The organism is Bacillus sp. OK048, assembly GCF_900103525.1.
Lineage (GTDB): Bacteria > Bacillota > Bacilli > Bacillales > Cytobacillaceae > Neobacillus.
Window position 1 is genome coordinate 103,965 of sequence record NZ_FNHN01000002.1, and the last position, 16,352, is coordinate 120,316.

The window sequence follows — 16,352 nt, forward strand, 5'->3', positions numbered from 1 at the left end:
AGTAAATATAATCCCACTTTCATTCATTCGTTTATGCAAGCTTATGCACTAAGACCTATTTGCTCTATTTCTTCTATTTCGGCATATAGCATCTCAGCTATTAATTCAAGTTGAGTAAAACCCATCTCTTCACCTCCTTATTTTTATATATGCAATTTACGTGCCAATCCCAAAAATAACAAAAAGCCTTTACTGGGCTTTTTAAATGATTATATTTTATTTTGTAATAGGTCATCAGCGATATTAGTATTTATTACTTGGGCAAATCCCCAGAGATCATATTAGGGTTTCTTCAATTTCTCTTCCTAACATCCATACAAGCACGCCTAATAATGAGAAGGCGGCTACTTTCCCTAATGTGAGGTAGATTACATCCTTCCAAACAATTTTTTGTTGAAAAGATTGGTTCCCATAAAGGGTTAACGCACTAATGTTTCCAGTATGCTGACATGGTGCTAATGCCCCAACAAATAAAAGGGCAAAAACAATGGGTAACAACTCTAAGTTATTAGCAATGATAAAAAACGGTTTGGTGACTGACTCAATAAATTATACATTTGATCACCTGAATTCTAGTAAATAGGTTTATTTACTAATTACTACTATTTAGTACTCAGATTATATGAAGAGGAGATGAAGAGATTTCTACAATCTCTTAAGGTTGGATAGTAAAAACATGATGATTCTTTTTTTATTTTTAGTAAATCCTTTCAAGGGATTTTTATTGTAATGAATCATTAATAATATTTACAAACAAAAAATATGAAACCTTCTTGAGAACTCTTAAAATAAAAGAAAGAGATTATTTTATTTAGAGTTCATTTTTACTATTTAAATTTTAAAAAAATACAGAAGGAGACTTTATGAAACGAATATTCGAAATCCTTATCATTTCTACCAAGCTTGGTCTAACATCATTTGGAGGTCCAATTGCTCATTTAGGTTATTTTCACGAAGAGTATGTTCGGAAAAGGAAGTGGCTGGATGATGCCAATTTAGTAGCTCTTTGTCAATTTTTGCCCGGCCCTGCGAGCAGTCAGGTTGGGATAGGCATTGGCGTATTGCGTGGTGGGCTACTTGGAGGGATATTGGCATTTATTGGTTTTACCTTACCTTCTGTCATAGTGCTTATCCTATTTGCTCTTCTACTACAAGGAATGGATATTGAAGCGGGTTGGATTCACGGTTTAAAAATTGTAGCCGTTGCCGTGGTTGCACATGCTATTAGTGGTATGGCGTCCAAATTAACCCCCGATTTATCACGAAAATCAATTGCTTTGTTTGCTTTGATATCTACTCTTCTTTGGCAAACAGCTTATACACAGGTAAGTGTAATCCTGATCGCAGCCATCGCAGGTTATTTTATCTTCAAGGAGCAAAAAGAAGATTCTCCTTCGACTATACAGTTTCCACTTTCTCGTAGATTTGGAGTCATTTGTTTAGGCTTATTTTTCGGATTATTGCTCTTTCTGCCTATTTTAAGAGAGTTGACAGGTTCTAGCTGGGTTGCAATGTTTGATAGCTTTTATCGTTCTGGTTCCTTAGTCTTTGGCGGGGGGCATGTGGTTTTACCATTATTGGAACGCGAATTTGTTCCTAGCAACTGGCTAAGTAAAGAAACGTTCCTAGCGGGGTATGGCGCTGCACAGGCAGTACCTGGACCATTGTTTACCTTTGCTGCATATATAGGCGCAGTTGTGAATGGCTGGGCTGGCGGTTTGCTGGCAACCTTTGCTATCTTTCTCCCAGCGTTTTTACTAGTATTAGGTACGCTGCCGTTTTGGGAAAGTTTAAGCCGTAATCCAAAAATAAAAGGGGTATTAATGCAGCAGTTGTCGGCATATTAATTTCTGCGTTTTATACTCCCATTTGGACCAGTTCAATCTTGGCCCCAATGGATTTTGCGCTTGCTGCCCTATTGTTTAGTATGCTTGCTTACTGGAAACTGCCACCTTGGGTGATTGTGGTTACTGGAACCATTGGTGGTTATCTGCTTGGTTTGATTGGATAATTATTGTAATAAAACGAGGATGCCCCAAGAGCAACGGGTTCTCATTAAAGGTGCAAATCAGTAAATTGCAATGCAAATAGGGTGCGAAATCGCAGTGATTTCTCACCCTTTTTTTTGTTTGAAAAATAAACGGAAAAATTCCGATTAAATTGGGAAATACCCATATTTCCCTTAAAATAAGGGGAGCCTTTCCGCTTATATTATCCATATCCTTGGATTTCGTCTTATTTAGAGCAGTTAATCGGAATATCTCCGCTTATATCTGCATCTAAAGCCTCCCCTATACACATTAGCCGGAAATTCTCCGCCTATGAATTCTTATACCTACAAGAAAATCAATAATTATTTACAAATTTTAGGTTTTATATAGGTTTAAAGAAATATAAAAAGCATGGCAAATTCATTTATGTGAATTTTACCATGCTTTTTTGTAAGTTATTTAACCTGTTTTTTCAATCCTTGTATTTCAAAAGAGAACCCGTTAGCCCCAAGTGTAGCTTTAAAATAATGTTTGATCAAAAATTACTCACAAACCCATATTTTACGTTAAATTAAAAGAACCGTTTTGAAATAAAGATTGATCAAAACAGTTCTTTTTTTGTGAAATGATTCACAACTTTTTATATTAAAGTTTGATCACTTTCTGAGATCCGTTCTTCAAGAAAAGCGCCCGATAATGGAATAATTACTTTTTCAACTGACTTTCTAATAATTGATTACAGAGATCCACACAAAGACCTTGTGCTTTATATCTGTTCAGCATTTCATTTAAGTCAATGAACAATACATTACCTTGTAGTAATTTCTCAAATTTCCAAAATGTTAAATTTGGATTAATCTCGGCTTTTTTGTCAGGAAATAAACTTTGAAATCTTTGATTAATCTCATCTAATTTACTACTAAGTCGTTTAGCAGTAGATGTAAAAGTTAAAAGCGTTTCAATAAAATCAATATCAGTATTAGATAATCCTTTATTTCTTAACCATTCATTAACAGTTTCATTCGACATATCAATTCCCCTTTGTATCTTCAACAATCTGGACCTTTACATCAAGAAAGAGTGCAGTCAATAATCTGGAATCGCGCCCGATTGTTGTAGAAGTCATCAGATTTATTCACTTACAACGTTAATCACAAAGATGCTACCAAATATAGTGGGGGAACGGGTGTATTATGAAATATTACCAATTTTCATTACATATAGCGATGCAAATTTTTATAAATTAATCTAGGAGAAGATTTAAAAGCCATTCATCCCCTCTAATTAATCGTTATTTGAAATATACTCAATTTACAAAACAATCCCTATTTATGATAATTTCTCATTAAATAATAAAGATAAATACTAATTAATGACCTGTATAATAAAGTAGGGATTACATAAAAAGTACACTTTCTATTTTTGTGAAAATGTTTCTCTCATACTAATTGATAAAGGCATTAACTTCCCCTCTTCAATTACATATACCTCATCACAAAGCTCCTCAATATCCGCAAAATGATGGCTCGTCAGCAAAATCGTTTTCCTTTGCGACTTTAGCTCTTGAATAATTGCCTTCATATCCTGATATGTCTTATAGTCCAGCGCATTAAATGGCTCATCAAAAATGAGTATATCTTGATTTTCCATAATGGCCTGCGCAATGCCCAGCTTTTGCTTCATCCCGAGCGAATAATCCTTTACCTTCGTTTTATTGCTTGGATTCAAGCCAACTAGCTCCATCGCTGTCTTGATTTCCTTCGCCGAAATTTTATTATTGATGGCCGCTAAAAACTGCAAATTTTTATAGCCCGAAAACAGCTCGATATAGCCTGGCTCATTAATAAACACCCCAACATTCTCTGGGAAATCCAGCTTCTCCCCTAGTACCTGCTGCCGAATTTTCACCTGCCCGCTCGTTGGCTTCTCGAAACCACAAATAAGCTTAAATAGTAACGACTTGCCGCTTCCATTCCCACCAACAATGCCAATCGATTTTCCTTGTGCTACCTTTAATTGAACATTCTCTAATATAACCTCTCCTGCAAATTGCTTCGTTACATTACTCACTTCAATCGCCCAAACCATATAACTCACCTTCCTGCAAAATACTTTTTATAAAAACAGCTTATGACAATGAATACACTAGCTAAATAACTAAAACCACTCACAAGCATAGACTGATTCATCTCCACCATCCTTGCTAACTGACCAATTCCTGCCACATTATAGTTCGTCCATGCAAACGGGAAAAAATTTAGGATAAATAAACCAAGTATGCATAGGAATGCAAGCGTCACGTTATTCGTCATAATAAATAATAACAACATCAGCCCCATTAACGCTCCAATTTCAAGCACTTTCATACCAAAGATATAAGCCAACTGGCCACCATCAATTACAAACGGTTTATCCAAAAGAACTGAAACACTAATAATCAATAGCAATGTTAATAGCACATAACTCATCACATACAGCCCCATTAAAGATACAACCGCTTGAATCCAATGACGCTTCGATCGCACTCTCATATACAGCGGCCAATCTCTTTTCACGAACCAACCTTGCATAAACACCGCAAATAAATAAATCGGTATCCCCACATAAATTAGCTGCTCTAACCACGTAAATAAATGTACTTCTCCATTCATATAGCCATAAAAAAAGCGGACAATAAAATCCTGTAACGTTTCCTCATATCTAGAAGCCTTCATCACGATGAGTACCAATAGCCCAACAAACCATATTATCATCTGCTGCCTTGCAAAGAGAATACGTGCGTAATAGCGAAACAAACCTTTTCCAACAACTTGCTCCCCTATTTGCAACAACTTGCCCTTATACCTCCATTTTTTTATTAATATAAACTGTACCACGATGCCAATCATTACAATCAAAAGTGTTTCTTGCCATGTAAATTTCCATGTAAAATTATGATGCAAAATAATAAACCGGCTCATCGAAATATATTTCAACCAATCAATCCATACGATTTTAAATGCTAATATCATCAATACATAACTGGCGACTATAAAAATATACGCCCCTTTTCGCGAAAAAAAATGCGAAGCGGTTATAAATGTACAACCGACAAAGCTATAACCAACTAGCATAAAACACGATGTTGATAGAATAGCTTCGAACGGACTTTGAAATGTTGCGATTAAATATGCTGCTAATTCTTCATCAATTGTTCCTGTCCATTCATTATTAAACGATAGTCCTATAGACATTAATGCTGTCACAGCACAAACACTTGCAACAAACACCATAGTAAACAAAATAGTTGCGGACCATTTCGCTAGCGTCAAATAGTAATAGCGCCTTACTCGAATCAGCTCCACCATCCGTGCTTCATTAACTACTTGCGAAACACACTGTATGAAAATGGGTGTCATTAAAAAAATAATGAAATAATGATCCGTTAATAGCTTTATAATAAATAACTGTCCATTTCCCTCAAATCGTTGGCGCTCAGCGAAACAAAAAATAGCCAATAGGATGAGAAATGCCCCCCAAAACTTCGTCAACGTTTGCTTAAAATAAAATAATATTAGCGGTTGCATGAAATCACCTATAGCTCAAAGGTCGATTTCTTTTTTATCATTCGCAGGTACAATACATAAACAAAAACGACAACAACTAATAATGCTGGACCTGCTAACGCGCTTGCCCATGTAAAATCTTTGATATAAATAGTTGACGGTTCAAAAGAAGTGACTAATCGGAACTCCTCTAATCCAAAAGCAGACAAACTATAATTTTCAATGATTGTATATAAAAAAGGACCCGTTAAAATAACAAATAAATTTCGACTAAATACACTTAGAACAAAGCCAAACAATCCAATCAACGAACCGATAAAGCCTTTCCATACACTCGAAATAAATCCATAATAAAAGGGATGCTCTACGAACATATCACCAAAAATCCTCATTTCTCTTACACTAATCGGCGCTCCTGTATGTAAATCAAATGACGATATTCTTTCTGGTACTTCCGGCACTATATAAAGAGCAATAATTAAACTGATAAGAGATATACCAAAAATCATTACAAAGCCAATTACCATACTCATAAAAGCTTTCACTAAAATATATGTACGCTGCTTCGCTCGAGGGAGTATATATTTCACGTAGTACGTTTTCCGTTCAAAATACATTAGCCAAGCTGTAGGAATTACACATACGAGTGCGTAAAATAAGATGAAATATTCAAATCCTACCTCATATACTTGCAGTTGTTGTTCAATTTGATATGTTTTATATGTTGTGAAGGTTGTCATACTAACAGTTATGATAGAAAGTAAGAATACGAGCCAAAATGGAAACTTTACTTTCTGCCATTCATTTTTTAATAAATTTTTCATTTCCTCATCTCCTCACAGCCCACTATAAATAAGCGAATAGACGAAAACAACCCTTTTAGAACAAAGAAAGGTTTTACAGGAACGTAAACTTTTTCATTCCCGTAAAACCTTATTTCATACCGTAAATTGAAGACCAATTGTCAGCCAGTTCGATTCATTTTTTAATATGACTTTTGCGTTATATTGCTTAGCGATTTGCTTTAAATTATGAAGGCCAAACCCACGCTTTTCTCCTTTTGTAGAATAACCTAATTCAAACATTTGCATCATTTGTTCATTCGTTAAATGCGGTGCTGAATTGCTTACTTCTAAACGCACTTGTCCGTCTACTAATCGGTAAACAAGCTTTACTGTTTCCCCGCTCTGACTCGCTTCAAAAGCATTATCAAGTAAAATGCCTAAAACCTCCACTAAATCCACTTCCTCACACGGCATTTTATGTGCAGGTACAGCAAAATCCATAGCAACATGAATCCCCATTTGCTCCGCCCGTCGAAGCTTCGCATATAAAAAGCCTGCCACAATTTTTTGTTCCATCGTCAGCAGCTGCTCCTGATGTGGCTGCAATCGTACATTATGCGTAAACGCTGTAATGTTTGCTCGCGCCTCTTCCAATGTTTCCGCCGTTTCTAAAATGCTTGTCACCGCCAGCATTTTATTCGCAAATTCATGTTGACGTGAACGTACCTCCATTACAAGCTCGTCGATAATCGGCACATATTCCTCTGCCGCCTGAAGTCGCGCAACCATTGCCTGCTGTCGCTTTTGTGTATAAATGAATAATGTAAAAAATACACATAATAAAGCTGCCACAATCAAGAGGATTCGCTGTAAAACCTCTGGTATTCCTTCAATATAAAACTCATAGGCAACGATGCTTGCAAAAAAGATAATATATAAAACAAACTGTTGAATAGCTGTCATCTTTTCAAAATAGACATGTCCAACAAATTTAGTAAAAGCAATATAAAGAACGATTGCAAAAGCACATCCGAGTATATGGTTCAATAATTGTGGCGCACCTATTAATTCGTTTAATAATACGGCTTGTATTCGAATAATCAGCCATACAATTAGACTCAAAAACGTCATTAATAAAATCGTCAAATGGCTACGTTTAAATAAATAGCTATTAGCTAATAACGTTAAAATACAAAAGATAGTAAGTGTCCCCGAATACTGAAATGGTAAAATAGAAAGATGTTCTTTCACTGTAAAAATAGAATTATTATAGTCACTTATCGAAATAAAGCCTACTAAAAAACTAATCCAAATTACATGACCTATACGCTTGCTAATTTGTTCCCTAAAAAATAAGCACGCAAGGAACCATAAAGCCACAATATCTAATGCTACCATCACTGTCATCTATTCACCCTATTTCAACACATCCTGATATTTCAAACCAATTGGAACCGCTACATCCACACTTCGTAACTTCAGCGTTTGCTGTGCAAAATCCACTTTCTCCAACTTCTCCCGATTGATAATATAACTTTTATGTACTTGGATAAAGTGCTTGTCTAACAGCTCGAGCATGCGCTTTAATGAATAGCTTGAGAGCATCACTTCCTCTAATTGCCCATCGCGCTCTACATGGAGACAAACCTTCTTGCCAAACGACTCAATGTACGCAATTTCTTTTAAGTAATATTCAAACAAAAAGCCCTTTTGCTCAATTTTCAACGTCTGCTCATCCACCCCATTGTCCGCATAATCTAAAAAAGCAAACACATCTGTCATCACCTGCACAAACTCAACCTCTGTATACGGCTTCACTAAATAATAAAAGCACTTTAGCTCTCGATACGCATACAGCTCCTCCGTCGCAACCCCTGTTTCAAACACAATTGGCGTAAACCGATACGCAGGCATCATTCGAATTTGCTTCACGAGATCTGTCCCTTTAAAATCGACAAGCTGGATATCGACAATGAAAAAATCAATCGCTTTTGCCCGTGCAATTGCTAGCGCCTCCACTGCACTATCCGTTACATCAATTTGAATTGTCGGCTGAAGTCGTGTTAATATAGACTGTAAAAACTGTTGTATGCGCTGATCGTCCTCGATGATTAATGCACGCATCTGCATCCTCCATTCCCTCATTGTCACATTCTGATTTAACCTTACACGATTACCAGCAGTCAGAGCAATAATGAGTAATAATTGAAAAAGATACAAAGTAAAAATTATTTAGCTAAAAATACACCTCAGACATTAAAAGCGTATGAGCTCCAATCTAGGCTACTTATCCAATACTTTAACGATCTGAATGTTACCTCAATGACGACGGATCATCTGAAAGGTTATTTAGCAAAATAAAGATTAAGGGAATTTGTGCGGACAGTATAACTTCATTTTTTATATATTTTTCTGCTTTTTACTGATGTACCTTCCAAATATGGTTTTATTTTTTTAAAATTCTTGGTTTCAATAGCACAAGTTTCCCTTAATTTCTCAAATCTCACCCAATTATCTTCCTTTAACATTTGGTCTATTACTATGCAACAACGTCGAATTTGAAACTCTTGAACTGTTTCTGTAATTTCATTAAGTAACTCGTTAGTCTGTGGCAATTTTTCCACATAAGTTTTGATTGAGAGGTTGAATATGTTTAGTCGTTTGCTAAATAATGTACCTGTAATTCTAACTGGTTTTTCTAATGCTATTAATTCGGGATAAGCTTCCTTTATCTTTTGGTAATATTCTTGATCGCGCAAATCCCAGTCTGTTGCATTTGTTATCGTTTTTGCCTGACGTGTCTGAGGTAAATTAGCATCGAACCATTCTTTATCATGTTCAGATAGATACTTACATGCGCTATGGAACTTTTTCCATAACTGTGTTCTTGTAACATCAGGGCATTCCTTTATTGCATCTGATAACAAGGAACGATAGTATTTAATACGATTTTCAGTATTATTTTTTAAAGTAATATCAGGATTCTTCGGTGTATGCAAGGTATCACGCTTTGAAGGAAATTTGGCATTAAGCCATTCTCTATCATGATTATATAAATAAGTAAAAGTTTTCTTTAACTCCGTCTGAAATTGCATTCGATTAGCATTTGGAAATTTCTCTCTCCACCCTAATAATTCTGCACGATATTTTTCATTGAGTTCTGGGGATGTTATTTGAAGTTCAATTAGCCTATAAATTGTCCTTAGACTCACATCTAACTCTAATGCGATTTTTTTACGACTTTCATTCATATTCACTAACTTTTCAAACTTCTCTTCCCATGCTTTTCCATAAGCTAATATTCGACTTTTACGCCACTTGTCTTCCTCACTCTTGTCTGGTCCTATCCTTGTATATTCAAAACCACACAAACATGAAAATTTTCCAATTAGAACTTTATCTCTGGTTTTTATTTCTACCTCCGATATTACCAAATCTTTATAATGCTTGGCAGCTTTATTCAAACAAGGCCACGGTCCACTCCCAAATGGCCCTTCATCACCTTTTAATTCTAGGAACGATTCTATATCTTGATCAAAGAAATACAATAAAAGCAAATGACGGAATGGATGTACACTACTTCTTAAATAGTTAGTAAGCATTGTTTGCAACCATTGGTTTTGTCCATTAACTGTTACTAGTGACTCATATTTTTCTAAAAAACCTTGTGGAAACTTTGATATAAAGGCTCTAAAAAGTTCTTCTCTTTTTAGTCTAGTATTGGTCATTAACCAATTATTTTCCCTCAAGAGCGTTCTATACTTTTTAAAGACTTTTTCGATGCTAAATTGGTTGATTGGTATTTGCAGTAATCGATAAGCCATTTTGGCTAACTTAACTTGTACCTCTTTAAATTCACAGGATTCTGTTTCCTGTATATCAGATAAGTCCATTAATCTTCTATCAAATCTTATGTACCCATGTCTACTAAAAACTCTATAATCAACAGGATACATCTTTAATATCAATTCATGATGCGGACAATAATCAATACCTTGGAGCTGATGCTCACGGTGAACATATGGTTCACTGTATATATTAATATCGTTGTTGGCGCACTTTGAACAATAATATAACCCTTGTTTTCTACTAATTTTACCACCTGAAATTCCCAATCTTCCATGCATACCTTGTCCATTTGTACGGACATCTTCTAACACATTATTTTGACGCTCAATCGTAATAAATGGAGCGAAATACGGATATGTAGTATTTTGAGCTAATAGGCTCTCAACTGAATAGTTGCTTCCCAAATTTTTTACCAATGTAGAGAAATGACTACCAAACTCTATACTTGGTACAACGGTTCGACTTTGGAATAATTCCTCTAATGTTTCTACAAAGTTGATATTACCACTATAAAAATGAAAACGGCTAATAGCTGAATAAATCAATTCATCCGGGTAAGGATCAGTAAAAAACGGGAGCAATTAAATCACCACACTTTAAATTTCTAGTAAATTAGTAATTTAAGTTCAGAAGAATTCACCCATTGGATCTCGAATAAAGTTATTTTGCTTTAGATAATCATACGGTTGTTTTTTCTTTGCCAAAGCTCTTTCCCTTAAAGCTAATAACGGCAAATTGATCACTTGTCTTTCTTTTAAAATAACCTTAGAAAGTTTTTTTTGATTCAATTCCATAGCCTGCTGAATTACATGCAATTTTAATTGATTGTATTCGATTTCCACAGGATATTTTTCAACTGCCTTTGTGACTAAATTTCGCAGATCCTTTGCATCCAATGCAGTAAAAATCCCCAAAGCAGCTAATTCAACACTTAGAATCTCAATCGTATCTCGGCGCTTGTAATCTAATGTTTTTAAACGCTCTTTCATCGCATCTTTGATTTTACCTTCGTATTCAGTGCCTTTCTTATGATTAATCATTAAGTCGTCAAGATTAATCATAATATCCTCATATTTATACATCGCTTTTAAATTGTTTTTACGAATAGCATTGAGCATTGGCTGGATAATTTTCATATCTATCTTTGCTGTTTGTCTTAGCACCTGTGGAGCTATTTTTTCATCTATATTCGTTTCATCAAATAACACTCGTTCTTGTGCAAGAATAAATAAATTTACAGCCACTGCAGTAATGCCTTGACACTCTTCATAAAAAGCCTTCTTAAGCTCGTCAGACAGCTCTGTTTGTTCTTTTAAACACTGTATATTCCAAAGTGTTTCTAAAAAGAATTCCCATTCCTCGCTATCTTCAGCCATTCGATCCCAGAAAATCGATCCATCACTTGCTGCTCGACGTGCTTGACGGAAGTTTCCTTTAAACAGTAATTGTGCCTTTGAGGTTCCAATTAATACCATCGGGATTCCTACTGTATTAGACAATGTAACAAAAAAGTTCAACATTTCCTCTTGTTCATCTTTGGAGTTTAAGAGATGCTGGAGTTCATCAATGACCAACACACCAATACCATATAAACTTGCAAGTGAAGTCATATACAATAGCATTGTTGATGTCACTCGTTGGAAATGCCCAAACTTCTCCAAATAGCGAGTACCTTGCAAATCATCAATTGCTTTGAAAAAACTTTTGCATAATGTTGATAAGCTTCCATCATAGGGACAATCTATTTTTAGCCAAACAATTTGAGTACGATTAATGATCTGACCTTTGTATAGTTGATGCTTAATGACCTGAGGATACATTAATAGCAAACGTTCAATTGCTGTTGTTTTACCTATACCGGATATCCCAATAATAGCTACACTATCAGCTGTTGACTGTATATATTTCAGGCGTTCATCGATATATCGATGAGATTCTTTCTCATCTTCACGTAGTTCGTGCAAAACCCGAACGCGTTCTAAAAAGGATTTATCTAAAGGATTACGTGCTAAGTATCCTCTACGAATTAAAGTTGATAATTTACGTTCAACTTCAAAATGAATAGGCAATGGTTGAATAAAGTTTTTTATTCGTTTCAATACATGGTAACGAATGTTATTCTCACTATGTTTATCTTGTTCAGATATACGCGGTGTGACCATAAATCGTTCTAGTACATTATCTTCGGTAAAAATTGGTGGAAGTGCTTCAATAAATGGGTTATTACTATATTCAGACAAAGCCTGTCCCTTATAATCCGCATCTTCAAAATCACCTTTTAATACTAGGTCATTTATCTTTTCCATATTCCTCATCTCGCTTCTTTCGTAATTTATCCATTAAACGTGAGGATGATTTTTTCGGTGTTTCTATAATATCTGAATTTTTATTAGTAAACTCGACAACCTCACCAGTGTCTCTTATTGATTTTTCTAACAAATCGAATTTTTCTTCTTCTCGATTCATTATTTTTTCTGCTTGTCTATTCGCTCTGATATTCTTAACTTTTTCAGCCTTGCTAACATTTGGGTCATTCGTTTGTTTTTTCTCTGTCTTTGCTTGTTTGATAACGTTTTCTATTGCTGCATCTAAATTAAGTGTGTTTTCTTTTTGCTTATTAGCTTCTTGCTGTTTAGCTTCTTGAATTAGTTCTTGATAAAATTCAATCTCTTCTAGAGTGTTACCATGATACTGGGAACTAGTATCTAATAAGAAGCAAGTATCGAAATCCCGACCATCTGTATGTGGAATATAAATTTGACTCATATCACGAGGATCGAAAACTACCCCGATACTTCGATTTCTCATTTTTAAATACCATTGCTCGTTTAAAGCTTTGTCAGACCCATATGATAACCCCTTAAATTTGATGCCTGCTCTTGTTATTCTGGCTTTTCCTTTAGGCAATAAATTCAACCTTAATATGTTTTGATTGTTGATAGTCTGTAATCTTCCTTTTTTGTTTTCTATGCCCCAATTCCATAAATTAATCGGTGTAGCTGTTAATCCTGCTACTATCATTTCTTTTTCTAATGGATATTTTTCTATGATTTTTTGATTATGATGTAAAACAAGATGAATTATAATTTTAGTGAACTCTTTAAGGTTTAAGCTAGCATCTAACCGATAGTCTCTATCTCCACGTTCACGATATTCCTTTTGGATAGCACCCGGAGATTTGCGCTTTATTTTTCCATTAATAGTCCGGAATTGACGTTCAATAATACCCTTTAAATCTCCACGATAAGGTGAGGTGTTTTCTATTTTGATATGTATATTATTAATAAGACTTTCAACTGAATAACCCTCAAATTCACCTCGGTCTGCGATTATTATTTCTGGTAGATGGTGGGCTGGCCATTGTGATTCATCAATCGAAATATCGAATTTTTTACAAAACTCTACTTTATCCGTAACCATGTTATCTAAAGCCATCATTGCACCTATCCATGACGGTCCTTCTAGACCTACATAAATTCCAGTCATTAATCGTGAATAGACATCAATGACACCATATACAATTGGACGGCCAATAATCAGATTACGGTCAAACGAACTTACCAAATAGATATCCGCAATTGTTGCGTCAATTTGAAATCTCGTTCCCGGACCATCCGTTTCTAATGTTGAATTGCTTAAAATTGGTCTATGTTTCAACTCATACTCTTTTTGACTGTAGCGCATTTGAATATCTATTTGTGGATCTTCAAGCTTTTTAAACCAATAATAAAATTGATCATAAGTTGGAATTCTACCTGAATCCCAAACTCTAAATTTCCGCACACCATTTTCGTAATACTCATCTGAATAAAATTCCCTTAAAAGATAATCATACGTTTCCATTAGTGAAAGCCGTTCTTTTTTTCGGTAATATTTTTTTATAACATAAATAAATTGCTTTTTAACATCTTCTGTTATACTTATTCCTTCCTCTTTTGTATATTTTCTTTTTGGACCTACTTTTGAGGTTGCTTTTAATTTTTTTTCTTTACCTTTCCCGCCAGAATAAATGTAATCTGGAAGCAAGGCATTTTTATTTAAACCCCTTTGCCAAAATCGTGTGAAAATACGCTTTGCTTTTAATTTTGCTATACCATATTTATTAGCAATATCAGATAGAGCTTTTTCACGCTCTTTTTGATTCAAGATAGCCTCTTTGTAAATATCCCAACTTTCAGAAACTACTCTCCAGTCTTCATCACGCTTTTGAATCTGTTTCTTTGTTAAATCTTCATCGGAATAGCTAGTAGCAAATGGGTCTGGGATAGCAAGCAAAATATCACTTTGCAGTTCATGTTCTAGATCGGAAATCAAGATAGTTTTCGGCATAGATGTATCACAATGTAACTGTACAAAACAAGCAACATCGTGATTTATCTCAATGATACGTATACGATTTTTTTCTTCTTTGTCCGTATACTGGTAAACTTGGTTATAAAAAATCATATAGCTTTCACCTTCTCAGAAAAGTCCTTTCGAACAGCATTAATAGTGATGATCTGATTTACATCCAATTTATTATTCAAATCTATTTCAATTGCTTTTGAAATAACGAGATGTTTAAATAGAGAAAGTCCACATCCTCTTAATAAACAAAAATCACGTTCTATATCTTTTGCAATTTGTTTGACTGACTTTTGTTGATCTAATAAACAACGTAAGAAATAGATGCTCATATCTTCAATATCTAGTTGTGTACATTCATTAAACCCCTCAACGTTGAATATATCGAAATATTCACGTACAAAAGCAATATTATGAGCCATTGTCTTTGGTATTTCTAATTCCGTTACGATACCCCAATCTACTTCATTTCTTTCCCAATAAATACGTTCAATTTCAAATTTCTCTAGTACACGCTCATCCATAAACTCATCTTTATATTTTAAAGTCCTAGCTAAATGTTGTGGTTGACCATTATTATTAATAGTAACTAAAAAGTCTGTTGTCATCTCTGCTGGTTCACCTGTTTTTGGATTCGTGGGATGTTTTATTCCTAATTCATCTGCTATAACTATTGTCTCAGCCACAGGTAGCAATGGAAACTGTTCACGAATGTCTATGACTGAATCGGAGTATTCCAATAGATAAAAATAGTCTCGTTCCAAGTCTGAAAGAAATTCATGTTGTCTTGGCACTTTAATCCCTTTTAATCGAGTAGAACGTCCTAGCGATGGTACATCTTGAATTTTAATCCACGGGATGTAATCGCTTCCAAAACCTTGTCCAAGTCCATCCTTCAACTTCCTCTCTATAGAAGATGAACGTTTTCGTTTTGCCATGAAACCCCCTCCTAATAAAATGGTTCATTTGAAGTAAACTAGCCCTTCGATTAAATATCGGACTATATTTAGGTCACATTTATAACTGTATTTTTCAGAAATATAAAAAACAACCTCTTACGGCTATCATACCGAAAAGGTTGTTTTTTATCAAACTTTAATACAGATTATCAATCTTTTTTTAAAATTATCAAACTTTAATTCAAATTATCAAACTTTAATTCAAAGCTACACCAAGGGACATTCTCGTTTTTTATAAACCACACTTAAGCTGCGTACCGCAGTTGGAACAAGTATTACAGCCGCCGATTTCTTTTACTTTTCCTTTGCGGCAGACTGGACATGTGTTGCCAACCTCTGAACCGATTGTGACATCTGTTGAGCGGAGGTCACTGATGGTATCAAGCAAGACTACGTGCTGTTTTGTTTTCTCTTTAAAAGTTGTTGTTACAACATTTTCTTCCGCCTTAAGAGTAAGAACTTGAGAATCGCGAGATCCATCTACATAAACTGTTCCACCCTTAGCCCCGCCTTTATAAAGACGTTCGTAAACAGCTTCGACTTGTTCAACACTGTATCCTTGTGGTGCATTGACAGTTTTACTGATGGAACTATCAATCCATCGCTGAATAACACATTGAACATCAGCATGCGCTTCAGGAGCCAATTCCATTGCTGCAACAAACCAGCTTGGAAGATTGTCAGCATCAGCTTCCGGGTGCTGATCAAGGTATTCTTGAACGATATCAGCTTTCACTTCAATAAATTTCCCTAGGCGTCCACTTCGGAAATAAGAGAATGAGAAATAAGGTTCTAATCCAGTTGATACACCAACCATTGTTCCAGTACTCACTTTTGTTACTCTCTATAAATCTTTATAGAGGGCGGGAATATTAGTAC

The 16,352-nt window shown here is 35.1% G+C and carries 11 protein-coding genes and 2 pseudogenes; 1 reads left to right on the forward strand and 12 read right to left on the reverse strand.

Features of this window, described 5'->3' with window-relative positions; all coding sequences use genetic code 11:
- Positions 1 to 276: 276 nt before the first annotated feature.
- Positions 277 to 498, reverse strand: a complete 222-nt coding sequence (locus BLR86_RS03785; protein WP_090758468.1) for an urease accessory protein UreH domain-containing protein — start codon at positions 496 to 498, stop codon at positions 277 to 279.
- A gap of 365 nt (positions 499 to 863) precedes the next feature.
- Between BLR86_RS03785 and chrA the strand changes: the two are divergent.
- A pseudogene (chrA, locus tag BLR86_RS03790) lies at positions 864 to 2,011 on the forward strand (chromate efflux transporter).
- A 685-nt stretch (positions 2,012 to 2,696) separates the two neighbouring features.
- On the opposite strand, the gene BLR86_RS03795 reads toward chrA, so the two are convergent.
- The 11 genes and pseudogenes from BLR86_RS03795 to BLR86_RS03845 all read right to left on the reverse strand — a co-directional run.
- Complete coding sequence (locus tag BLR86_RS03795; RefSeq protein ID WP_090758470.1) at positions 2,697 to 3,020, reverse strand: hypothetical protein; 324 nt, start codon at positions 3,018 to 3,020, stop codon at positions 2,697 to 2,699.
- A 387-nt stretch (positions 3,021 to 3,407) separates the two neighbouring features.
- Positions 3,408 to 4,079, reverse strand: a complete 672-nt coding sequence (locus tag BLR86_RS03800; protein ID WP_090758472.1) for an ABC transporter ATP-binding protein — start codon at positions 4,077 to 4,079, stop codon at positions 3,408 to 3,410.
- Between the two features lie 5 nt (positions 4,080 to 4,084).
- Positions 4,085 to 5,488 (reverse strand): hypothetical protein, encoded by a 1,404-nt coding sequence (locus BLR86_RS03805; protein ID WP_217642358.1) that lies wholly within the window; start codon positions 5,486 to 5,488, stop codon positions 4,085 to 4,087.
- Between the two features lie 77 nt (positions 5,489 to 5,565).
- Complete coding sequence (locus BLR86_RS03810) at positions 5,566 to 6,360, reverse strand: hypothetical protein (protein ID WP_090758476.1); 795 nt, start codon at positions 6,358 to 6,360, stop codon at positions 5,566 to 5,568.
- A 114-nt stretch (positions 6,361 to 6,474) separates the two neighbouring features.
- On the reverse strand, positions 6,475 to 7,728 hold the full coding sequence (locus BLR86_RS03815; protein WP_090758478.1) for a sensor histidine kinase: 1,254 nt from the start codon (positions 7,726 to 7,728) through the stop codon (positions 6,475 to 6,477).
- A 9-nt stretch (positions 7,729 to 7,737) separates the two neighbouring features.
- Positions 7,738 to 8,541, reverse strand: a complete 804-nt coding sequence (locus tag BLR86_RS03820) for a LytR/AlgR family response regulator transcription factor (protein WP_090758480.1) — start codon at positions 8,539 to 8,541, stop codon at positions 7,738 to 7,740.
- Positions 8,542 to 8,714: 173 nt separating this feature from the next.
- Positions 8,715 to 10,751, reverse strand: a complete 2,037-nt coding sequence (locus tag BLR86_RS03825; RefSeq protein WP_090758482.1) for a TnsD family Tn7-like transposition protein — start codon at positions 10,749 to 10,751, stop codon at positions 8,715 to 8,717.
- Between the two features lie 45 nt (positions 10,752 to 10,796).
- Positions 10,797 to 12,476 carry an ATP-binding protein gene (locus BLR86_RS03830; RefSeq protein WP_217642359.1) on the reverse strand — a complete coding sequence of 560 codons (1,680 nt, stop codon included), beginning with the start codon at positions 12,474 to 12,476 and terminating at the stop codon, positions 10,797 to 10,799.
- Complete coding sequence (locus BLR86_RS03835) at positions 12,460 to 14,616, reverse strand: Mu transposase C-terminal domain-containing protein (RefSeq protein WP_090758485.1); 2,157 nt, start codon at positions 14,614 to 14,616, stop codon at positions 12,460 to 12,462. Before BLR86_RS03835 ends, BLR86_RS03830 begins: the two co-directional genes overlap by 17 nt.
- Positions 14,613 to 15,452 carry a TnsA endonuclease N-terminal domain-containing protein gene (locus BLR86_RS03840; protein ID WP_090758487.1) on the reverse strand — a complete coding sequence of 280 codons (840 nt, stop codon included), beginning with the start codon at positions 15,450 to 15,452 and terminating at the stop codon, positions 14,613 to 14,615. Before BLR86_RS03840 ends, BLR86_RS03835 begins: the two co-directional genes overlap by 4 nt.
- A gap of 253 nt (positions 15,453 to 15,705) precedes the next feature.
- Positions 15,706 to 16,302 (reverse strand): annotated as a pseudogene (locus BLR86_RS03845) (hypothetical protein); the annotation flags it as partial.
- Positions 16,303 to 16,352: the final 50 nt, after the last annotated feature.